Origin of the sequence: Amycolatopsis sp. NBC_01488, from assembly GCF_036227105.1 — a bacterium.
Classification (GTDB): domain Bacteria; phylum Actinomycetota; class Actinomycetes; order Mycobacteriales; family Pseudonocardiaceae; genus Amycolatopsis.
The window spans coordinates 3,692,332-3,713,433 of record NZ_CP109434.1; the positions used below are offsets into that span (position 1 = coordinate 3,692,332).

At 70.5% G+C, this 21,102-nt stretch carries 21 protein-coding genes; 9 read left to right on the forward strand and 12 right to left on the reverse strand.

Annotated features, from left to right (window positions below; genetic code table 11):
- Positions 1-23: 23 nt before the first annotated feature.
- From OG738_RS17915 to OG738_RS17930, 4 genes are read right to left on the reverse strand one after another with little or no spacing between them, the layout of a single operon-like run.
- Complete coding sequence (locus OG738_RS17915) at positions 24-245, reverse strand: exodeoxyribonuclease VII small subunit (protein WP_013229792.1); 222 nt, start codon at positions 243-245, stop codon at positions 24-26.
- Complete coding sequence (locus OG738_RS17920; RefSeq protein WP_329055337.1) at positions 242-637, reverse strand: hypothetical protein; 396 nt, start codon at positions 635-637, stop codon at positions 242-244. The genes OG738_RS17915 and OG738_RS17920 overlap by 4 nt, the downstream gene beginning before the upstream one ends.
- Positions 634-1,869: an exodeoxyribonuclease VII large subunit gene (gene xseA / locus OG738_RS17925; protein WP_329055340.1), complete on the reverse strand. Its 1,236-nt coding sequence runs from the start codon at positions 1,867-1,869 to the stop codon at positions 634-636. The genes OG738_RS17920 and xseA overlap by 4 nt, the downstream gene beginning before the upstream one ends.
- Positions 1,866-2,582: a lipid droplet-associated protein gene (locus OG738_RS17930; RefSeq protein WP_329055342.1), complete on the reverse strand. Its 717-nt coding sequence runs from the start codon at positions 2,580-2,582 to the stop codon at positions 1,866-1,868. The genes xseA and OG738_RS17930 overlap by 4 nt, the downstream gene beginning before the upstream one ends.
- A 151-nt stretch (positions 2,583-2,733) precedes the next feature.
- On the opposite strand from OG738_RS17930, the gene OG738_RS17935 reads away from it, so the two are divergent.
- Complete coding sequence (locus OG738_RS17935) at positions 2,734-3,729, forward strand: 4-hydroxy-3-methylbut-2-enyl diphosphate reductase (protein WP_329055343.1); 996 nt, start codon at positions 2,734-2,736, stop codon at positions 3,727-3,729.
- 161 nt (positions 3,730-3,890) lie between these two features.
- On the opposite strand, the gene OG738_RS17940 is transcribed toward OG738_RS17935, so the two are convergent.
- Together OG738_RS17940 and rmuC are read right to left on the reverse strand one after the other, a co-directional pair.
- A complete protein-coding gene (locus OG738_RS17940) occupies positions 3,891-4,796 on the reverse strand; it encodes a DUF6542 domain-containing protein (protein WP_329055345.1) in 906 nt (301 codons plus the stop codon).
- A 757-nt stretch (positions 4,797-5,553) separates the two neighbouring features.
- Positions 5,554-6,468 (reverse strand): DNA recombination protein RmuC, encoded by a 915-nt coding sequence (gene rmuC / locus OG738_RS17945; protein WP_329055347.1) that lies wholly within the window; start codon positions 6,466-6,468, stop codon positions 5,554-5,556.
- A 226-nt stretch (positions 6,469-6,694) separates the two neighbouring features.
- Between rmuC and OG738_RS17950 the strand changes: the two genes are divergently transcribed.
- Genes OG738_RS17950 through OG738_RS17960 form a run of 3 tightly spaced genes read left to right on the forward strand, consistent with a single transcriptional unit; the run spans position 6,695 to position 11,007 of the window.
- Entirely contained in the window at positions 6,695-7,846 is a 1,152-nt protein-coding gene (locus tag OG738_RS17950; RefSeq protein ID WP_329055349.1) for an exonuclease SbcCD subunit D, read from the forward strand.
- Complete coding sequence (locus OG738_RS17955) at positions 7,843-10,794, forward strand: SMC family ATPase (protein ID WP_329055350.1); 2,952 nt, start codon at positions 7,843-7,845, stop codon at positions 10,792-10,794. The genes OG738_RS17950 and OG738_RS17955 overlap by 4 nt, the downstream gene beginning before the upstream one ends.
- A gap of 21 nt (positions 10,795-10,815) precedes the next feature.
- Positions 10,816-11,007 (forward strand): DUF1737 domain-containing protein, encoded by a 192-nt coding sequence (locus OG738_RS17960; RefSeq protein WP_329055352.1) that lies wholly within the window; start codon positions 10,816-10,818, stop codon positions 11,005-11,007.
- Between the two features lie 208 nt (positions 11,008-11,215).
- On the opposite strand, the gene OG738_RS17965 is transcribed toward OG738_RS17960, so the two are convergent.
- A complete protein-coding gene (locus OG738_RS17965) occupies positions 11,216-12,613 on the reverse strand; it encodes an AlkA N-terminal domain-containing protein (RefSeq protein ID WP_329055353.1) in 1,398 nt (465 codons plus the stop codon).
- Positions 12,614-12,715: 102 nt separating this feature from the next.
- On the opposite strand from OG738_RS17965, the gene ychF reads away from it, so the two are divergent.
- The 3 genes from ychF (at position 12,716) to OG738_RS17980 (ending at position 14,859) form a co-directional block, all read left to right on the forward strand.
- A complete protein-coding gene (gene ychF, locus OG738_RS17970) occupies positions 12,716-13,822 on the forward strand; it encodes a redox-regulated ATPase YchF (protein ID WP_329055356.1) in 1,107 nt (368 codons plus the stop codon).
- A gap of 123 nt (positions 13,823-13,945) precedes the next feature.
- Positions 13,946-14,347 carry a hypothetical protein gene (locus tag OG738_RS17975; protein WP_329055358.1) on the forward strand — a complete coding sequence of 134 codons (402 nt, stop codon included), beginning with the start codon at positions 13,946-13,948 and terminating at the stop codon, positions 14,345-14,347.
- Positions 14,344-14,859, forward strand: coding sequence for a helix-turn-helix domain-containing protein (locus tag OG738_RS17980; protein WP_329055360.1), 516 nt, complete (start codon positions 14,344-14,346; stop codon positions 14,857-14,859). The genes OG738_RS17975 and OG738_RS17980 overlap by 4 nt, the downstream gene beginning before the upstream one ends.
- A 15-nt stretch (positions 14,860-14,874) precedes the next feature.
- On the opposite strand, the gene OG738_RS17985 is transcribed toward OG738_RS17980, so the two are convergent.
- From OG738_RS17985 to OG738_RS44675, 4 genes are all read right to left on the reverse strand, one after another.
- On the reverse strand, positions 14,875-15,411 hold the full coding sequence (locus OG738_RS17985) for a hypothetical protein (RefSeq protein ID WP_329055362.1): 537 nt from the start codon (positions 15,409-15,411) through the stop codon (positions 14,875-14,877).
- The gene (locus OG738_RS17990; protein ID WP_329055364.1) at positions 15,408-16,646 is read right to left on the reverse strand and encodes a putative T7SS-secreted protein; all 1,239 of its coding nucleotides are present in this window, start codon (positions 16,644-16,646) and stop codon (positions 15,408-15,410) included. The genes OG738_RS17985 and OG738_RS17990 overlap by 4 nt, the downstream gene beginning before the upstream one ends.
- Entirely contained in the window at positions 16,646-16,930 is a 285-nt protein-coding gene (locus OG738_RS17995; protein ID WP_329055366.1) for a hypothetical protein, read from the reverse strand. The genes OG738_RS17990 and OG738_RS17995 overlap by 1 nt, the downstream gene beginning before the upstream one ends.
- A gap of 84 nt (positions 16,931-17,014) precedes the next feature.
- Entirely contained in the window at positions 17,015-17,278 is a 264-nt protein-coding gene (locus OG738_RS44675) for an SseB family protein (protein WP_442875906.1), read from the reverse strand.
- A gap of 317 nt (positions 17,279-17,595) precedes the next feature.
- Here OG738_RS44675 and OG738_RS18005 point away from each other — a divergent pair, with 317 nt between their 5' ends.
- Complete coding sequence (locus OG738_RS18005) at positions 17,596-18,036, forward strand: hypothetical protein (RefSeq protein ID WP_329055368.1); 441 nt, start codon at positions 17,596-17,598, stop codon at positions 18,034-18,036.
- A gap of 1,105 nt (positions 18,037-19,141) precedes the next feature.
- Here the strand turns inward: OG738_RS18005 and OG738_RS18010 are convergent.
- Positions 19,142-20,623, reverse strand: a complete 1,482-nt coding sequence (locus OG738_RS18010) for a recombinase family protein (RefSeq protein WP_329055370.1) — start codon at positions 20,621-20,623, stop codon at positions 19,142-19,144.
- On the opposite strand from OG738_RS18010, the gene OG738_RS18015 reads away from it, so the two are divergent.
- A complete protein-coding gene (locus tag OG738_RS18015) occupies positions 20,616-20,957 on the forward strand; it encodes a hypothetical protein (RefSeq protein ID WP_329055372.1) in 342 nt (113 codons plus the stop codon). The two genes, OG738_RS18010 and OG738_RS18015, sit on opposite strands and share 8 nt — an antisense overlap.
- Positions 20,958-21,102 lie beyond the last annotated feature (145 nt).

Below are 21,102 nucleotides of genomic sequence, written 5' to 3' on the forward strand. Positions count from 1 at the left end.
AGATACCGTCGGCATGGCCTACCTCACTGCTCGGAGTCGTCCTCCACGGACGCCAGAGCAGCCTCGATCCGCTCGCGCGCGCCTTCGAGATGGCGCTCACAGACCTTCGCGAGCTTCTCGCCCTTCTCCCACAACGCGAGCGACTGCTCGAGGGACAGACCGCCGGCTTCGAGCTCGCGGACGACCTCGACGAGGCGGTCCCGGGCCTGCTCGTAGCCGAGTTCCTCGCTGGCTGCTTCACTCACGCTGGGCGTTCTCCGACCTTCCGGCTTGGGCTGTGCGCGCACACTACCGCGCTGGCCATGGCGTGGTCGTACCCGACGAACGCCAGGGCGAACTCCTGCCCGTCACCGTCCGCGATCGCCTCTTCGAGGTTTTCCTGCGCGCCGGCGACGCGCTTGCGGTGCCCGGCACCCTCGGCGAACCACCAGCGCGAGCCGACCTGCGTCGACGTCGCCTCGGACAGCCGCCGCAGCTGTGGGCCCAGGTCTCGGCGGGCCGCGGTGCCGCAGCCCGCCAGCAGCGCCGTCCAGCACTCGGCGGCAGCCCGGTCGGTGCGCATCGCCTGGTCCAGCAGCGGACGCGCGCCCAGGCGCCGGGCCGCGTCCACGGTGAGCGGGAGGAACGTCGCTCTCACCCCTGCTCTCCTTCCGCCACCGCGCCGATCGCGCCATCACCCACCCGCACACGCAGCTGGGCACCGGCCTCGACTTCGGAGACGGAGCGGAGTACCTGGAGGTTGCCTTCGGCGTCGAGGAACTGCACGACCGCGTACCCGCGGGCCAGCGTCGCGGCCGGGCCGAGCGCGGTCAGCCGGGCCCGCGCGCTCACCAGCTCGGCCTGGTCCTTGGCCAGCAGCGTCAGCATGGCGCGGCGCGCGCGTTCGCGGTGGACGTCGACGTCGTCCTGGCGCCGCTGGACCGGGCCGAGCGGATCGGCCAGCGACGGACGGCTGCGGATCTGCGTCAGCAGCCGGGTCTGGGTGTCGACCCAGCCGTGCAGCGCCCGGCGTCCGCGGTCGCGCATCTGGCGGACGCGTTCGGTCTCCTCGCGGAGGTCCGGGACGATGCGCTTGCCGGCGTCGGTCGGCGTGGAACAGCGCAGGTCGGCGACGTGGTCGAGCAGCGGAGTGTCCGGCTCGTGTCCGATTGCGCTGACCACCGGCGTGCCCGCGGCCGAGACCGCGCGGCAGAGCGCCTCGTCGGAGAACGGCAGCAGGTCTTCGACGCTGCCGCCGCCGCGCGCGATGACGATGACGTCGATCTCGGGGTCGGCGTCCAGGATGCGCAGCGCGCGCATGACCTGCGGGACGGCCTGCGAGCCCTGCACGGCGGTGTTGATGACCTTGAACCGGACGTGCGGCCACCGGGTCTGGGCGTTGACCAGGACGTCCCGCTCGGCCGCCGACGCGCGGCCGGTGATCAGCCCGACGCCCGTCGGCAGGAACGGGACCGGCCGCTTGCGTTGCGGCGCGAAGAGGCCCTCGGCGGCCAGCAGCTTCTTCAGGCGTTCGATCCGGGCGAGCAGCTCGCCGATGCCGACGGCGCGGATCTGGTCGGCGCGCAGGCTGAGCGTGCCGCGGCCGAAGAAGAACGACGGCTTGGCGTGCACCACCACGCTCGCGCCCTCGCGCAGCGGCGGCTCCATCTCGCGGATCAGCCAGTTCGGGCAGGTCACCGACATCGAGACGTCGGCCGACGGGTCACGCAGCGTCAGGAACGCGGTCTGCGTGTTCGGCCGGGAGCTGACCTGCGTGACCTGGCCCTCGACCCAGACGCTGCCGAGCCGGTGGATCCAGTCGCCGATCTTGCGCGCGACCGTGCGGACGGGCCACGGCTTGTCCGCGGTGCTCGTTTCGGTTTCGGTCACTGGCCGTTCTCTTGGCCGTCTTCCCCGGCCTGCTCGGCCTTGCGGGCGTTGGCGATCCGGCGGGACAGCATCCCGGTGAAGGACGAGCGGTCGGCGTTCGCGCGCTCGTACTCGAGGATCGTCTCGAGCTGGGGGATCGAGAGCTGACGCAGGCGGGCCCGCAGCTGGGGGAGGGTGAGCTGGTCGTAGCCGGTCAGCCCGGCGGGACCGTCGTACCCGGCGGCGCTGGTCCGCGGGATGTCGCTCTTGGCCTTCTTGTCGATCTTGGGCGTGCCGGGCTTGGGCTTGGTTTCCTCCGGGGCGTCGTTCTCGCCCTCGGCGTGGTCCTCGGCGAGCGCGCGCTCCTCTTCGGCCCACGGATCGCCCAGTTCCGCTTCGAGTTCGGCCACTGACGGAACGTGACCGTTGATTTCCGAACGGGGCTCCGGCACGTCGGCGACCGGCGTGCGGCTCGGCTGCGGCGCGGCGTCGAGGTCTTCGTCGAAGGTCGCCCAGCTGGGCGTGTCCTCGACCGGGCGCAGGCTCGACAGGGCGTTGTCGCCCTTGATCGCCAGCTCGGTGACGTGCTGCTGGACCCGCATGGAGGCCTGGAGCACCTGGCTGACGACGGTGACCGGAAGCCCGGCGAGCTGCCGGGGAAGCTCACGAACCCGCTCGGCGGTGCTGACGGCGAGGCCCGCGGCGACCCGGAGGGGGAGCGGGAATGGCTTCATGCCTCCAGCCTGCCGCATATCCGCCATTGTGCCCAACCGAACGGGTGGGTTCGGGCGCGTTGCGTGACCCCCCGCACACCGCGGAAGGGGGACGAAGCTCACCCGAACGGGACTTCGAGTTCGTCTCGGGACTGCCCGTACCCTGGGTGCCATGAGTTCAGCGAGTCCCGGAATCGAGCCCGCGGGTACCCCGACGATCACCGGCACCGCTTCCGGCAAGCGGGTGCTGCTCGCCAAGCCCCGTGGTTACTGCGCCGGCGTCGACCGCGCGGTGATCGCCGTCGAGAAGGCTCTCGAGGTCTACGGCGCCCCGGTGTACGTCCGCAAGGAGATCGTGCACAACAAGCACGTGGTCGAGACGCTGCGCGAGCGCGGCGCGATCTTCGTCGACGAGACGTCCGAGGTGCCCGAGGGCGCGCTGGTGGTGTTTTCCGCCCACGGCGTCTCGCCGATGGTGCACGCGGAGGCGGCCGACCGGAACCTGCGCACGATCGACGCGACCTGCCCCCTGGTGACGAAGGTGCACAAGGAGGTCAACCGGTTCGCGAAGGACGACTACGACATCCTGCTGATCGGCCACGAAGGCCACGAAGAGGTGGAGGGCACGGCCGGCGAGGCGCCGGACAAGGTCCAGCTGGTCGACACGGCCGAGGACGTCGACAAGGTCGAGGTCCGCGACCCGTCGAAGGTGATCTGGCTGTCCCAGACGACGCTGTCGGTCGACGAGACGATGGAGCGCGTCGACCAGCTCCGCGAGCGCTTCCCCGGCTTGGCGGACCCGCCGAGCGACGACATTTGCTACGCGACGACGAACCGCCAGGTCGCGGTCAAGGCGATGGCGGCGGAGTGCGACCTGGTCCTGGTGGTCGGCTCGACGAACTCGTCCAACTCGAAGCGCCTGGTCGAGGTGGCCCTGAAGGCGGGTGCTCGGGCGTCGTACCTGGTCGACTTCGCGCACGAAGTCGACGAGGCGTGGCTGTCCGGCGTGACGACGGTCGGGGTGACCTCGGGAGCGTCGGTGCCGGACGAGCTGGTGATGGACCTGCTGGCGTGGCTCGCCGAGCGCGGCTACGGCGACGTCGACGAAGTGACGACGGCGAACGAGAAGATCACCTTCGCGCCGCCGAAGGAGCTGCGGAAGGTCTGAGGCTGGCCGGTTTCGGTCGCGGCTCGCGCCGTCGCCTCCACCGTGTTGGGGGGGTCCGTCGTGCTGGGTTTGCCGGCGTCCCCAGTCGAGCTGTCGCCGAATCCTGTGTAGACGAAGAGGCGGTCACCTTCCGCGGAAGGTGACCGCCTCTTCGCTGGTCGTCAGCGCTCTTCGTCGTCCCAGGGACGGTTCCGGCGCGGCGGGGCACCCCGCCCACCGGACGGGCGGCGGGGCGGCGGCGTGTCACGGCCGTCTTCCGCGGGCGGGCGCGGACGCCGCCGCGGTGCGTCGCCGCGCCGGCGGGGGTCGCTGTCCGCGGGGGGCGGGGTGCGCCGGCCGGCCGGCGGAGGCTTGCGGGCGCCGCGGTCGCGTTCGGCAGGCGCGCCGGCGCGTGGCGCTCGGCGTTCGCCATCCGCGGGCGGGCGCGGACGCCGCGGCGGTTCGCCTTCGCGGCCACGGCGGTCGCTCGGGGGCACCGGCGTCTGGCCCGTGCGGTTCGACCCGGACGGCCGCGGACGCCCGCCGACCGACGTCGCCGCGGCGCGCGTGGACGGCTTTTCGTCGTCCTCGTCCGCCCGGCGGCGGTCGGCCTTGCCCTTCTTCGGGGCGTCGGGGTCGCGCTCGCGGAACATCCGGACGAAGCCGATCAGCAGCGTGAGGCCGGTGGTGATCGCCATGGTCGGGAAGCCGTTGATCAGCGGGGTGCCGATGTTCAGGGCCTTGGACAGCATGTCGTCGCCCTGGGACCCCGAGGTCAGCAGGATCACACCGGGCACGGTCACGGCCAGCACCAGCGGCGGCATCACCATCGGCCCGAACAGGCCCCGCCGCCGCACCGCGCAGACCGCGATGACGGCCCCGGCGATGTAGCAGACGGTGAAGATCACCGGGATGCTGCCTTGGCTCGGCTTGCCGATGAGGGCGCCTACGACCGCCAGGCCGAGGCCGACCAGGACCGCCGCCCACCACGGCAGCCCGCGCCTCGAACCGACGACAGGACGCTCGTCCCACGGCACGGGGACGTCGTCGGCATCTGGATCGCTCTGGCGATCGCGAATCGCGGTCACAGCACAACACCGTATCTCGTGGTTGTGAAGATCTTGCCAGCACCGCCGCCGACGTAGGTGTACCGCCACCCGGCGGCGTGACCCGAGTGGCCCCGCCGGGTGCTGCTGTGGTGTGGTCCAGTCCTTTGGATGCGCTCCCGGTTTGTCTCCTTCCTGGTACGAAGGCGCACGGATCGTCGCAGGTGACAGGCCTGCGTGCCGGTCGACCTGCTGGACCGGGCCAGGACCCGGATCCGGCGGACGCGCCTGCTCGCAGCCGCTGCTCGTGGCGTCGGCGATAGTGACGAGGCCAACTCTCCGCCACCGGCCGGCGATCGCCTCCGACGACCCGAGTGCGCGACCCGTCGGTCAGGCACGCACCGACCCGCAGATCTCGCCCGGCCCGCTGCCGCGGTCAGCTCGCGCATTTCCCGCCACGAAGTCGCCGCCGAGCCTCGCCCAGCCAGTCGCGCCCCGCCGGGCGCAGCACGCGCACCTCTGGCTGCGAAGTCGCCGCCGCTGAACCTCGCCCGGCCAGTCGGGCTCGGTTAGCCGCAACCCTGTGCACATCCGGCTGCGAAGTCGCCACCGCTGAGCCTCGCCCGGCCAGTCGGGCCTCGGTCGAGCGCAGCCCGCGAGCCTCCCGCCGCGGAGTCGCCGCCGAGCCCCGCCGGTAGCCGGGCGTGAGTTGCCGTCGGCAGCCGCTCGCCGGTTGGCCGAGCCGTAGCCCGGCAATCCTCCGCCGTCCGGCCGCTCCGCGCGCCTGAGAATCGAGCCGTCAGCTGGCCGCCAGTTCGTCCCCCTTCCGTACCTGGGGAACCGCCGCCGGGCTGCCCGCCGCGTCCGTCAGCGGGGCCACCGTCGCCCGGAACGTCTCCAGCGCCTCCAGTTCCCGCCGTCGCGCCGACAGGAACCGCTGAAGGTGCGTGCTCGACAGGTTCAGCGCCTCCACCGCGCCGCCCGCCGCCCGGTGCGCGGCCGCCGCGCCGGCTCGCACCTGCTCGACGTCGGCCTCCAGCGTCCGGTCGCTCGCCGCGAACAACGCCGCCGAAGCCAGCACCCCGAACCCGGTCGGCCCGCACAGGAACACCCGCCGGTCGATGAGCCAGCGCAGCAGCTCCGGATCGGTGTCCAAGGCCGCGACCACCGCGGCGTCGGACGGGACGAACATGATCGTTCCGTAGATCGCGTCGGCCCAGCGCTGGTACCCCTTGCCCGCCAGCTCGGCCGCCCGGGAACGGACCTGCCGCACGTGCGCTCGCAACGCGTCGATCCGCTCGTCGGGGTCGTTGGTCTCCACCGCCTCCGCCCAGATCGCCATGCTGGCCTTCGCGTCCACCGGCACCGTGCGGTCGCCGCCCACCCGCAGCACCATGTCCGGCTTCGCCGAGCCGCCGCCGCCCACGTCCGTCTGCAGGGTGAAGTGCAGGTTCTCGCGCAGCCCGAGCGCCCGCGCCGTCTCCACCAGCACCTGCTCGCCCAGTTCGCCGCGCCCGCTGATCGAGGCGAACGCGACCTCGTAACGGCGCAGCGCCAGCTGCTGCTGGTCCGACTTCGCCCGCTCGGCCGCCACCAGCCGGGCCGCCGCGTCCGCCCGGCGCATCCCGTCGTTGTAGAGCCGCCACAGCACCGCGACGGCGAACAGCAGCAGAACCGCGAGCACGATCGCCGCGGTGGTCAGCACTGTCGCCACTTCGCCTCCTCCCTCCGGGCCGCCTGGATCCGACCGCGCAGACATCATGGCGGACCCCACCGACAAAAACCGCGTCCGATCCGTCGCTCTGGGTAGCTGACCTGCGAACAAATCGAATCCACGCAGGGCGTGTCCGAACCGGCACTCTCGTGTTAGTACACACGTTCGAGTGAGGAGTCGGCGAGCCTTCGCCTTTTCGTCGGGGCCGGGTCGTACCTTGGCCCTCGTGAGATTCCTGCACACCTCCGACTGGCACGTCGGCCGCACGTTCCACGGCGCCGACCTGCTCGCGGAACAGGAAGCGGTGCTCGGGCACCTCGCCGACCTCGTGGCCGGCGAGGCGATCGACGCCGTCCTGGTGGCAGGCGACATCTACGACCGCGCGGTGCCGTCGGCCGAGGCCGTCCGGGTGGCCACCGCGGCGGTAGCGCGGATCCGCGCCGCCGGCGCGCAACTGGTCGTCACGCCCGGGAACCACGACTCCGCCCCGCGGCTGGGCGCCTTCGCGGAGTTCGCCGCGGCGGGCGGCCTCCACCTGCGCACCACCGTCGGCGGGCTGGCCGAGCCGGTCCTCCTGGACGACGACCACGGCCCGGTCGCCGTCTACGGAATCCCTTACCTGGAGCCGGAACCCGCGCGCCACGCGCTGGGCGTGCCGGACGCGCGCGGCCACACCGGCGTGCTCACCGAGGCCATGCGGCGGATCCGTGCTGACCTCGGAACCCGGCCGGGCGTCCGGTCGGTCGTGCTCGCGCACGCGTTCGTCACCGGCGGCGAGCCGACCGACTCCGAGCGCACGATCGCGGTCGGCGGCGTCGAACAGGTACCCGGCTCGGTCTTCGACGGCGTCGACTACGTCGCGCTCGGCCACCTCCACGGCCCGCAGACGCTGGCCGAACACCTGCGGTACTCCGGCAGTCCGCTGGCGTACTCGTTTTCCGAGGCGCGGCAACGCAAATCGGTCTGGCTGGTCGACCTGGACGCAAGCGGGCTCGCCGAAGTCCGCCGCCACGAGCTGCCGGTGCCGAGGGCGCTGGCCACCCTCCGCGGCCCGCTCGAAGACCTGCTCGCCGACCCGGCGCACGACCGGTTCCTCGAGCACTTCCTGTCGGTCACGGTCACCGACCCGGTCCGCCCGGTGGACGCGATGCGGCGCCTGCGTGAGCGGTTCCCGCACGCGGTGCACCTGGAGTGGGAGCCCGAGGGCGGGTACAGCGGCGCCCCGCTGCGCTACTCCGACGCCGTGCGCGGCCGGTCGGACATCGAGATCTCGCGCAGCTTCCTCGACGACTGCCGAGGTTCCGCGCCGACCGAGAGCGAAGAGCAGCTTCTGTTCAAGGCCCTGGAAGCGGCCGACCGGGGGGCGCTCGCGAAATGAGGCTGCACAGGCTGGAGGTCGAGGCCTTCGGGCCGTACAGCGCACGCGAAGTGGTCGACTTCGACGTGCTCGGCGCCGACGGTCTCTTCCTCCTGCACGGCGAAACCGGCGCCGGCAAGACCACGCTGCTCGACGCGATCGCGTTCGCGCTGTTCGGCGTGGTTCCCGGCGCCCGCAACGAGGCCAAGCGGCTGCGCTGCGACCTGGCCGAGCGCGACCAGGTCACCGAGGTCGCGCTGGAGCTCACCGTGCAGGGCCACCGGCTGAAGATCGTGCGCAACCCGGAGTACCAGCGGCCGAAGCGGCGCGGCGAGGGCACGACGACGCAGCAGGCGCGGGTGTCGTTGAGCTGGGTCGGCACCGCGCCGGCCGGGCTGGCGCCGGAGGGCCTGATCCGGATCGAGGAGGTCGCGCGCACGGTCGAGCGGCTGCTCGGGATGACCGCGGCCCAGTTCTTCCAGGTGGTGCTGCTGCCGCAGGGCGAGTTCGCCCGGTTCCTGCGGTCGGACACCGCCGAGCGCGAGAAGCTGCTGGAGCGGCTGTTCGGCACCGAGCGCTTCGCCGACGTCGAACGCTGGTTCGCCGACCTGCGGGCCGAGCGCGGCCGGGAACTCGAGTACCAGCAAGGGAAAGTGCGCGAGCTGCTGGCGAGGTACGCGCAGGAAGCGCAGCAGGACGCGCCCGAGGCGGACGTGGCGGAGTGGGTCGACGTCGTGCTGGCGGCGTCCGGAGAACGCGTCCGACAGGCGACCGCGGAGGAGGAGCGGGCGCGCGCCGCGGCTCAGCGCGCGGACGTCTACCTGCAGGAGGAACGATCCGGCGCGGAGAAGATCCGGCGGGTCCGCACCGCGCACCTGCGGCTCGTCGAGATCACCGAGCAGGCGCCGCAACGCGCGGAGTGGGCCCAGGAGGTCGCGGCCGCGCGGCGGGCTGCCGGCGTCGCAGTGGAGGCCGACCTGCTGGATCGGCGCGCCGCCGAGCTGACCGAAGCGGAGCAGGCAGAAAAGGAACGCGGCGCGCGGTTGCGGGAGTTCGGCACCCGGGCGACGGGCGACCTCAAGGCCCGCGCGGCCACCGCGCGGGAAGAGGCCGGTGCGGTCGCGGAGCTCGTCGCCGAGGCCGAACAGCAGCAGCTCGACGTCATGCGGCGGGACGACCGGAAGCTGGCCGCCGTCACGGCCGGGCAGCAGGTCGAAGAGCTGACCACCGAGCTGGCCGCGATTCCCGGTCAGCTGGCCAAACTGCGGGCGGACGCGCTCGAAGCGGCCGAGGCCGAAGCCAAGCTCGACGGCGCGCGGGCACGTGTCGATGAGCTGCGGGCCTTCGCGCGCGATGCGGCCGAGCTGCCGGAGGCTCGGGCGAAGGTCGAGCGTGGCGAGGCGAAGCTGCGCGAGGTCGTCGACGCGCACCAGGCGGCCCGGCAGCGTCGGCTGGACCTGCGCGAGCGGCGGCTCGACGGGATGGCGGCCGAACTGGCCGCCGCACTGCCGGAGGGCGCGCCCTGTCCGGTCTGCGGGTCCGCCGAGCACCCGGCGCCCGCCAACCGGGACGTCGAACTCGTCGACCCAGCCGAAGAACGGGCGGCCGAGGAAGCCGAGCAGGCCGCCGACACGGTGCGGCAGCGGGTCGTCGTCGCATTGGAAGAGGCGAAAGCGCGGCTGGCGGGCCTGCTGGAACGGCTCGGCGAGCGCACGGCCGAGTCGGTCACGGCCGAGCTGGTCGAAGCCCGCGCGACCGTCGCCTCGCTGACGCAGCAAGCGGCCGGGAAGGCGAAGCTCAGCGAGCAGGTCGTCCTCCTCGAACGTGATCTCGAGCTGCGAGCCGAGCGGCGTCGCCAGGCCGAGCAGGCGGCGACCGAGGCCACGACCGACGTCCGGGCCCTGGAAGAACGGCTGGCCGAGCGCGAACGCCGGCTCGTCGCCGGGCGCGGCGAGTTCGCGGACGTCTCGGCCCGGCGGGAACACCTGCTCGGGCTGGCCGAGGCGCTCGAAGGGGTCGCCGAGGCTCGGACGGCCGTCGTGGGTGCCCGGGAGCGGGTCGCCCAGCAGCGCGCGCTGGTCGAAGCGGCGGTCAAGGCGAAGGGGTTCACGTCGCTGAAGAAGGCGCGGGCCGCGATGCTGCCGGACGAGCAGATCGAGAAGCTGGAGCAGGGCATCGCCGAGGCCGAGGCGGCCGCGGCGGGAGCGCGGGCGTTGCTGTCCGAGCCGGACCTGTTCGGGATCTCGCCGGACGACGTCGCGGACGTCGACCGGGCGGCCGACTCGGCCCAGCTGGCGCGGGCGCGGGCAGACTCGGCGTACGCGGCGCTGCGGGTGGCGACCGCTCACCACGAAGAGCTGACCCGGCTGGCGGCTCTGCTGCGCAAGGCCCTCGCCGGCCTCGCCCCGGCCGAAGCGGCGTACGCCGAGTTGCGCGCGCTCGCGGACGTCGTCAACGGGCGCGGGCAGAACAGCCGGAAGATGTCGCTGCGCTCGTACGTGCTGGCGGCGCGGCTCGAGGAGGTGGCGGTCGCGGCCACCCACCGGCTGCGGACGATGAGCCAGGGACGGTACTCGTTCGTGCACTCGGACGCGGCGGGCGCGCGCGGCACCCGAGGTGGGCTCGGCATCGACGTGCTGGACGACTACTCGGGCACCATCCGCCCGGCGAAGACGCTGTCCGGGGGTGAGTCGTTCCTCGCGTCGCTGGCCCTGGCGCTGGGGCTGGCGGACGTCGTCGCCGGGGAGACCGGCGGCGCGCTGCTGGACACGCTGTTCGTCGACGAGGGGTTCGGCACGCTGGACGCCGAGACGCTGGACGTCGTGATGAACATCCTCGACGAGCTCCGCGCGGGCGGCCGGGTGGTGGGCCTGGTGTCGCACGTCGAGGAGCTGCGGCAGCGCATCCCAACGCGGCTGAGGGTCCGCAAGTCCCGAACGGGTTCGACGGTGGAGGTGCGCGCGGGCTGACGACTCGGACAAGATGAGGTCATGACGGACCAGCCGCCGAACGGCCTGCCCCGCTACCGCCTGCTCACCGGCCCGGACGACGCGAAGTTCTGCCACCGGGTGAGCGAGGCACTGGACCTCGGCTACCGCCTCCACGGCTCACCGGCCGCAACCTTCGACGGCACCCAGGTGATCGTGGCGCAGGCCCTCCTGTGGCACGGCGAGCAAGGCTGACACGGATCCGGGAGCGGCCGCACGGAGTGAGCCGGGCGGGCTCCTCGCACTGCCAGGCGCGAACCCTGCCCCAGGAACCCTGACCCAGGAACGCCGGCGCGCGGCCGGGGCGCGAAGGTGAGGGCAGCGCACGCTGTCGGCCGAGTCGCGGGTGTCGTGACCGCGGCGAGAACGCTGGTGCCCGGCCCCTGCGGTCAGCACGCCAATGTCAGCTGAGCCCGGCCGTCGCCGCGTGGCGGAGGTACATCCCGGCGTACGAGCACCACGGCGTCCACGCCCGCGCGCGCTCGGCCAAGGACTCCGGCGCAATGCCCAGCGCCTCCGCACCTCGCTGGACCGCGGCGTCCTCCGTCAGCAAGACGTCCGGGGCGCCGAGGACCCGCATCAGCACGTAGTCCGCCGTCGCACCGTCGACGCCGGGGCACGCCAGCAACTCCTCCCGCAGTTCGGCCGCCTCCCGGCCCACGTGCACGTCCAGCGTTCCCTCGGCCAAGGCCGCGGCGACGGGATGATCGGCCGCGAACTGGGTCGCGGTCGGGAACAGCCGCGTCACGCCCCACTCGCCCGGGACCTCCTCGCCGAGCGAGGCCGGGATCCGGTCGCCGAGCAGGGCCCGGAGCACCAGCTCTTCACCGTCGACCGTGCCGGGGACCCGAATCCCGGGCACGGCCGCCACGATCGGCGCCAAAGCGGCGTCCGCACCCAGGACCCGGGTGACCGCCGCCGGGTCGGCGTCGAGGTCGAGGAGCCTGCGGACACGGCTGACCGCGCTGCCGAGGTCGCGCAGGTCGGACAGTCGCAGCTCGCAGCGGACGTGGTCCGGCTCGGGCGTCAGCCGCACGGCGCCGGTGCCGTGGGCGAGCCGCAGCGTGCGTGCGTAGGACACCGAAGTCACCTCCTCGACGCCCGGAACGGCGTGAGCGGCGAAGAAGCGAAGCAGCCCAGCAGCGTCGAACGGCGGCCTGAACGGCAACCGCAGGCTGAGGCGCGTTCCGCGCACGTCGCCGTGCCGTCCACGTCGCGAAGCAGCGAAGGCGCGAAGCTGCGACGGCGTCGTCGCGAACACTTCGCGGATCGTCTCGTTGAACTGCCGGACGCTCGAGAAGCCCGCCGCGAACGCGACGTCCGTGAGCGGCAGGCCCGACATCTCGATGAGCAGCCGGGCGGAGTGCGCGCGGTGCGCCCGGGCGAGCGCGAGCGGACCCGCGCCCAGCTCGGCGGTCAGCACCCGGCCGAGCTGGCGTTCCGAGTAGCCGAGGCGGCGCGCGAGGCCGGGGACGCCTTCGCGCTCCACCGTCCCGTCCGAGATGAGGCGCATCGCCCGCGCGGCCAGGTCGGCGCGCACGTTCCAGTCCGGCGAGCCCGGCACGGCGTCCGGCAGGCAGCGGCGGCAGGCGCGGAAGCCGTTGGCCTGCGCGGCCGCCGACGTCGGGAAGAAGCGGACGTTCTGCACCTTCGGCGTCGACGCCGGGCAGGACGGCCGGCAGTAGATGCCGGTGGTGCGGACGGCCATGATGAACTGGCCGTCGAAGCGCGAATCGCGGGCGGTGACCACGCGGTAGCAGCGCTCGGCGTCCCGCCAGAGTGCGAGCGTTTCGGTGCCCATGGATCCGAGCATGCCAGCAGGTCAGCGCCGTCGCTGGCGGAAATCCGACGCGGCGTTGGGCGCGTGGGCCCGGGCCGGACGAGACACGTAGACTGCGGGGTCGTGAGCCTCACCCTCGGTATCGTCGGCCTGCCCAACGTCGGCAAGTCCACCCTGTTCAACGCGCTGACCCGCAACGACGTGCTCGCCGCGAACTACCCGTTCGCGACGATCGAGCCGAACGTCGGCGTGGTGCCGCTGCCGGACCCGCGGCTGGACAAGCTCGCGGAGCTGTACAAGTCGGAGAAGACCGTACCGGCTGTGGTGTCCTTTGTGGACATCGCGGGCATCGTCAAGGGCGCGTCCGAGGGTGCCGGGCTGGGCAACAAGTTCCTGGCGAACATCCGTGAGGCCAACGCGATCTGCCAGGTCATCCGCGTGTTCGACGACCCGGACGTGATCCACGTCGACGGCCGGATCGACCCGTCGAGCGACATCGAGACCATCAACACCGAGCTGATCCTCGCCGACCTGCAGACCTTGGACAAGGCGCTGCCGCGGCTGGAGAAGGAAGCGCGGACGAAGAAGGAGAACAAGCCCGCGCTGGACAACGCGCAGAAGGCGAAGGAGATCCTCGACGCCGGGCGCACGCTCTTCCAGGCACAGAAGGAAGTCGACTTCGACGCGCTGCGCGAGCTGAGCCTGCTGACGACGAAGCCGTTCCTGTACGTCTTCAACGCCGACGAGTCGATCCTGACCGACGACGCCCGCCGCGAGGAGCTGACCAAGCTGGTCGCGCCGGCGGACGCGGTGTTCCTCGACGCGAAGGTCGAGTCGGAACTGCTGGAACTGGACGACGAGGAGTCGGTGCGCGAGCTGCTCGAGTCGGTCGGCCAGCCGGAGCCGGGCCTGTATTCCCTGGCCCGCGCGGGTTTCCACACGCTCGGCCTGCAGACGTACCTGACGGCGGGCCCGAAGGAGTCCCGCGCCTGGACGATCCCCCAGGGCGCGACGGCCCCCCAGGCGGCGGGCGTGATCCACACGGACTTCGAGCGCGGTTTCATCAAGGCGGAGATCGTCTCGTACGACGACCTGATGGCGGCCGGCTCGATGGCGGCGGCCCGGGCCGCGGGCAAGGTCCGCATGGAAGGCAAGGACTACGTGATGGCCGACGGCGACGTGGTCGAGTTCCGACACGGTGCAACCTCAAGTCTCACCAAAAAGGCGTAACCGTGTCGGAAGCCCGCGAGGCTTCCAGCACGTGATGCGCCTGGCCGAGCGGGCCCGACTTCAGGTCGGCCCCGGCCAGCGCTGAACCGCCAACCGGGGCCTCCGACGGGATGGAGCCCCGCCGTGAGCCACCAGTCTCTCACTCCGCACGACATTCCATCGCTGTCCCTCAACGCGCTGGTCGAGCGCTGGTCCGCTGCTCGCAGCCGGACCTTTCTGGCCCAGCACAACAGTCGTGAGGCCGACCCGCGCGATCTTTTCGCCGAACTTGCTTATGGGGTCCGGATCGCGGAGGAAGCCACCGCAAGCCGGTGGTGCGTAGTCGCTGACCTGCTCCGTTTGGGCGTGATCGATTCCTGGTACCAAGCCGCCGACGCGATGGGGTTGACTGAAACCGAGGCCCGGGATGGGTTTCACGCGTGGATCGTTGGCCAAGTCGACCTTCGGCGCCGGACGGGCACGATCGGTATTGCCGAGGCTGAAGCAGCGGAGCTGTATGCGCTCTCCGAGGCGGTGGCCTGGTGAGCATCGAAGTGATCAACTGGGCCCTCACCCGGGCTCCGATACCCCGGGATCGGCGCGATGCGTCGAGCCTCGCGGTGGTCCTGGTTGGACTTGCCAACCACGCAGATCCCGACGGGCGCAACGCGTTCCCCTCGCTTGCGAGGCTGTCGCGGTACACGCGACTGTCCGAGCGGTCGGTTCGCTATGCCCTCCGTGCGCTGGAAGAACTCGACCTCGCCGGTCTCGGGCAACCGACCCAGCTCTCGAGTCTCCTCGGCTATCCGGCTGAGGTTCTCGGCCTTCGTTCCGGACCATGGCTCGAATCCTGGATCGTGCTCGGTCAGGTTGCCGGGGACCGCGCCGCGATCGATCAGGTCGCCGATGATCGACAACATGGCCGAAGTGAGCTCATCAAGCGTCGCGTCCTTGCCCGCCATGGCTCCTGCGATACCGGTGACGACGGACAGGCCAACCCAGTCTTGTCGCGCGTAGTCGAGCAAGTAGTCAAGGTCGGCCTAGTAGGTGCCGCGTGAGGTCACTGCTCGGACTCACCAGGTGCTGACGAGCGACCTGGCTGCAGTGTCGGCATCCTGGCCGGAAAGCCGCGCCGCGATGGCGGTCTTCAGCACTGCCGCGGTCTGACCGAAGATCATCTCGGACGAGTTGATCAGGTCGAAGCCTGCGCGGTCGATCGTGAGTAGCCCCGCTGGGAGACTGGGGCCTTCGGCGAGCGCATTGGCCACTGCTCGGGCGAACTCGCTGGGTAGCCCGACCGTGAACGGTTCCTTCCACAACACGCTCGGGCAGGTTGGCTCGTCGTCGGCGTCGAACAGCCCGAAGGTTGCCACCGCAACCGCGAACTGTGTCTGACTGCCCTGGCCAGGCACGAACTGTGCGCCGAGAAGGGCGCGTGGGGCGAGACCGCCGAATCGCCGCAGGACTTCGACGTGCATCCGGATGGGGTTCGCCGGGGCAGCGATGGCCGGTAGGGACGAGCGCAGCCACTCCGCTGCCTGGTAGGCCGCTGAGTGATCGCCTTCGCCGATCGCGGCGAGGCCATGCCGTTCCACTTCAACGATCGTCATCGTGGTCCCAACCCGTTCATCTTCCGCCACCACGGACCGAACAGGGGCTCCTGGTCGATCACGTCAGGATCATAATTCTTGCCGGGTGGATGGGTCTGCAAAGCCTCCGCGTGCGCTTCCTCGTAGCTCATCCCACCATCCATCAGCTTCGCCTCGAGTGATTCGTGGCGCATGAAGTTGGTCTGCGCCTCCGACAACGGCTTTCCATCGGCCAGAGCCTTCCCGATTCGGTCCAGCATCACGTCGTTTGGTCCGAAATGGTCAAGGCCGGGCCGGGAAAGATGGTCCTTGACCTTGGATACGTCGGTCGGCGCGAAGCTGGTGGGTACGTCCGGGCTGCCGCTCTCGCCCGGGACGTGGCCATCCGAATCGGGCTCGTGGTCGCCGTGCCCTGGCGCGCGCTCCTTCAGGAGCTTTCCCGCGCCGAACGCGGTGAACCCGAGCAGCATGTTGCCGGTGATCTTGCCCAGTGCGCGGTCGCCGTGGCCGTTGGCCCAGTCGTCCCAGGCGACCATCTCTTTGAACGTGTCGACCGGATGCGCGATGTTGTGCGCCATCGACGCGACGACCTCAGCCGGATCCGCAAGGAGCTGGTACAGACCCTCGCCTGCGCCCTTGATGCTGTCCCAGATGCCGCCGAAGAAGTTCGCGTCGGCTTGCTTTCGGGAGTCCTGCGGCGCAACGGCTCCCTCATAGCGGAGTGCGTCAGCCGTCAGGTTGCCTACGTTCGCCAACTGCTGGCGAGCACGATTGAGAATGTCTTGTGCGGCTTGGCGCTGGGCCTCGCCGGGGTCTGCGAAGGGCGGGGCCTGCACCACGGTCGGGTCACCGTGTTGTGCGTTCGCCCTGGTCCTCGCGTCGGCGTCGGCAACAGTGCGATCATGGTCTGCCCTGGCTTGCTGGGTAGCGTTTTCGCCCTGCTGCCACTGGGCGATGGCTTCGGCTGCCTGCCCCTGGGCCCAGGAAAGACAATTTGCGAAGTCCGTCAGTGCGAGAGCGGCGTTGTCCAGGGAGTCGCCGGCCTGCCCCCAACGAGGCACCTCGGTCTGATGGTCCTCGTGAAACTTGTCCGCTGCCGGCCCCTGCCAGGCTCCGGTGTCGATTCGCCTCAGCGCGTCCCCGACTGCGTGGGCTGACTTCGCCCGTTCGCTCATTACCCGGGCGTTCTCGAACACGGCGGGCGGGTCGCCGGGTACCAGGGCCTTCGGATCGGCCGTCTGGCCGAGCTCCGCCATCAGACGGCGCCAATCGTCGGCTCGTCGGGCGAGACCGCGTCCCACCCGGGATCGGACTTGAGGGCCGCTGTGTTGCTGTGCTCGATCGCCCGGTACGCAGAAGCCGCCTTACCCAGCAGGTCCCCGAGGTCACTGGCGCGATCGGACAGCGCGTCGAGCCCGACACTCCATCGGCCACATAACTCCGCGAGCGCGTCGTGAACGCCGTTGTGGCCGTACAGCCCCGGTTCGCCGCACAGTCCGCGTAGCTCGAAGCTGTCCTGGTCGTGTGCGACGGCGCTCATGTTCTTCGATGCGCTCTCCAGCACGTCGACGTCGACGTGAAAGCCTGGTCCATCCACCCCTCTTCGCCCCCTCTGCGCCTTGCGTCAGGCGACTACTCCGCCTTTGCGTCTCCGCTCTCCCACTTGTGCCCACGCCCGCGCGATCAGTTCCGGTGGCGCCATCCGAGACAGGACCGGGAACCGATGCGCGTCGTCGGGGTCAACCATCAGACCCACGCCGGGCGGTACCAGTTCCATCAGATCCGCGCCCGTTGTAGTGAAGTAGTCGCACTCGCCCGCGTGTGCGGCCAGCCGTTCGAGCGTCGTGAACACGGGCGTCCACTTGCCGCGTCCGCCAAGGTCGGTCACCAGGAGTGCTGGTTGCTCCGGCCGCTGCGCGTAGACCAACGCGCTCGCGAATGCGTCGACGAAGTCACCTGGACCCCGGCTGCCGCTCCAGACCTGCTGCGCGACGATCGCCAGTCGAGCTTCAGCGGCCCTTCGTCACGTTTCACGCTCGGTACCATACTTGCCGTAACCGACCTGCTCAACGAGTGAACGCGACGTGACCGCAGTTGTCAGTCCGGTCGTAAGTGCCGTCGTCGTGGTCGCCAGCCTTGTCGAGTAGGCAAAACGATGCCTGCAGCAACTCGTCCAAAACGCCCGCCTGGCTAGTCTCTGGTTTCATGGGCGCACCCGATCTCATCGCGATCGACCACGACAACTACCACGCCGAGCATGTCGGCTGCACGGCTGACGGTCGGCAGTTCTTCCTGACCGCGCCGTTTGAATCGGCTGCGAAGGGACAGGGCAACGAGTTCGTTGCTCTGTTCCTGTTTGATCAGTCCGGACGGTTCCTGGAAGCCAGGATCGACGAGTTCGGGCCGCGGGCCCATGTGGACCGGGACCGCCGTCTGAGCCGGTATGAGGCCAGATTGCGGGAGCTCGGCGAGGTCACGTTCACTCGAATCGAGGTCGCGCCCTTCGCCGTCGAGCGGTTCGGCACCACCTTCGGTCTCATCCCTCGGCCGGGCGACGACGAGGACGCTGCGTGGTGGGTGGAGCTACGTCCAGGCAACTACATGGCGTTCACCGAGCCCTGGGACAGCGGCAGGTACGACACCTGAGCGACGAGGCCGTTGAGGTGCGGTCACAACAGACAAACATCTGCGGTCACGTCACACCAGTCACAGCGGCGAGCGTCTGGCTCATGCCGCCTTCCATCGTGGTTGCGTGGGTCGCGACGGCGGCCGGTGTGCGGTCAACAGAGCAGCCAGCCGGTCCCGTTGTCCGGGTGTCAGCGGTGGTGCTGCGTCGACGAGCGCGCGAGCGTGTGCGTCTAAGTCCGGCGCAGCCGTGCGCGCGGCGGAAATCGAGTTGTCGTCAGCCACGGTGTGGCCCTTCCGAACAGGAAGGTCGACGACGGGTCGTGGGACTACAGCGCTCCCCCGAACGCGCACGGCCCGACGCGACCCTCGCTGCGTAGGACAGCAAGGGGCCCGACATGTCCCGGGGCTCTGGCAACGTGGGGCTTTGCTCGAAGGTCGCGGCCCGGAGGCCGTAGGACACGTTCGGTGGTTCGCCTGCCGCCCTCAGGTGAGGCGGGGGCATGCAACGCCGGAAGGGTTTCGAGCAGGAGGAAGAGCAGCAGCGGAGTCAACGTGGTGAGGAACGTGCGCCGGCTGACCGACGACAGGACGAGCAGAAGCTTGATCAGCTGAACCAAGGTTCCAGCTTTGACGAGGTCCGCTGCCCGGACGTCCGGTGGCCCTCCTGGATGCCAGTCGGCGATCAAGTCGCTCTCAGCCGAAGCGGCGGTAGTCGTCGCTGTGTGGCGAAGTAGCGACGCATACGCCAGGAACGGTAGGCCTTCTGCGCTTTTCAGGAGCTGAAGCCGTTGGCGATGATTTCCGGCCAGCCGTTCCTGTTCTGCATGGAAGCTTGCAGCGAATGACTCGTACCCCTTGGCGTGACCGCGAGGAAGCTGAGCGAGGACTGCGGCCTGTTCGTGGGCCGGGAGACTTGCTCGCATCTCGCGGAGTGCCGCGGCGCGATCCAGGATCTCTCCGGCCGAGAACGACTCGGCGTGTGCGGCCGGCCGAGTCAGCCTGTCGATGAAGTGACTTATGGTCACCGTACCTTCGGCGTCTTCCCCCATGGTGACCAGCGTAGATCGTTCGGCGTCGCATGTCGATCTGCTCGGACAACTACGGTGCGTTGCCGATTCTCGGCTCAGTCCAGGTCCTCGCGCCACTTGATGGACACCGAATTCGGATCGAACGTCTTGCGCCCGCGTGGCGTCGGCGCGATCTTCACGATGGACACTGCGTCGACGACGTTCCGACGGATCATCAAAGGTGCGGCGTCGAACGCCGCCACCGGGTCGGGCGCGGAGAGCGTCGAAGCGGCGGCGCTCCGGGTGCTCAGCCGGGCCAAGACGCGCTGTGCCTCCGCGAGTTCCGCCTTGACCTTCTGCGTCGAGACCTTGTACCGCGGGCCGTCGATGTCCCCGGAGTCGTAGTCCGCCTCGATGCGCTCCAGCCTCTTGGTGAGCCGTTTGAGTTCCGCGCTCGCCGCCTCGGCTCGCTTGGATTCCTTCGGTGTGATCAGGTCGGCGAGGTCAGCGCGGCCGAGCCGTTCCCGGATCGTCTTGATCACCAGGTCGTCGATGTAGTGTTGCGCGCGCGTCAGACAGCCGTTGGGGCAGCGGTAGCGGTCGCCTGACCAGGATCGGACCTTCGCGTCGCACTTGCCACACTCGAACAGGCCTGCCCCGAGATGCTTGCGGTCCGTCCCCTGCTGGGTCTTGCGTCGCGGGTCAGCCAGCTTGGTCTCTACCAGTCTGAACACGTCATCGTCGACGACGGCCTTCCAGGTTCCTAGCTTTCCATTGGTCTTGCCCTGGTAGACCGCGTGCCCTGCGTATCGCGGGTTGGTGAGAATCGTGCGGACGCTCGACGGGTTCCATGGACGGCCGTGCCGGGTAGAGACGCCGGTTTCGGTGAGCCAAGCCGCAAGCGCGCGGAGGGAATCCCCGGCAGCGAACCGATCGAAGAGCTGGCGCACGATGGCGCCTTCGGTCTCGATGACATCACCCGAGGGGGTGTAGCCCGTCAGCCGGACGCCGAGCGGAGGTTTGCCGTGCTCTGCGCGTTGGAGAGCGGCGGCACGCTGTCGTGCAGACTTCCGCTCGATCTCGCTGCGAGCGACGGTCGCCTTGATCCGGGCGAACATCCGGCCGCCATCGTTCGACAGATCGGCTTCGCCGTTCGCTGTGACCAGCAGCAGGCCACGTTCTTGCGCCGCGTCGATCCAGTCTTCGAGCTGGCGCGGCTGGCAGGTCAGTCGATCCAGGTCCCAGCACACCAATGCGTCGAACTCGCCGGCTTCGTACGCGGCGACCAGCTGGTCGTACTCGGGGCGGGCCTTGTGCTTGTCAGATGCCGAGACCGAGTTGTCGACGAACTCGCCGACGACGTTCCATCCGCGCTGGTCAGCGATCCGCAGGCAATCCGCGCGCTGCCGTTGAACGGCCAACTGCTCGCCGGTCGCGTCTAAGCTGACTCGTAGGTAGATGGCGCAGCGCCGGGGCGTCGTCACCTCCCAAGTGTTGCACGGCGTGGTAATCTGGTGGAATTCCGCTTCAACGTCTGAGTCGCCCAGGCCGGCCAGGTGACCGACGACCTGGCCGCCGTCGCTTGGAGGCGTGATCACCCGATCGACGAGCCGCCCGTTGACGCCGGCCGAGCGGGAGGTGCTGGACTTCCTGCTCGACGGCGGCTTCCACGGGGCAGCTGCACTGCGCGCTCAAGCGAAAACCGCGCGGGTCACCGGCCGATGTGGCTGCGGCTGCCCGACGATCGACCTCGAGGTCGACGTCTCCCTGCCGGTCGCGCACCTCGACGAGCCGGTCGAAGCCGATGCACCCGGCGGTGGGCTCATCGTGTTCGCCGACGGCGGGCGTCTGTCCTGCCTCGAGTACTGGACCACCGGCGACGACGTTCCGGCGGAGTTCCCGCCGCTCGACCGGATCCAGCGGTACCGGTAGCCGCCACCCGGGGGCGACGGCGCAGGCCGGGTCAGCCGAGAAGGCCCAGCAACGCGATCGCGATCAGCACCACGGCGGGGGCGAGGGCGTTGATCCAGGCGCGCTGGGCGGGGGTGAGGGCGGCGGTGCTGTTCATGGCTTTTCC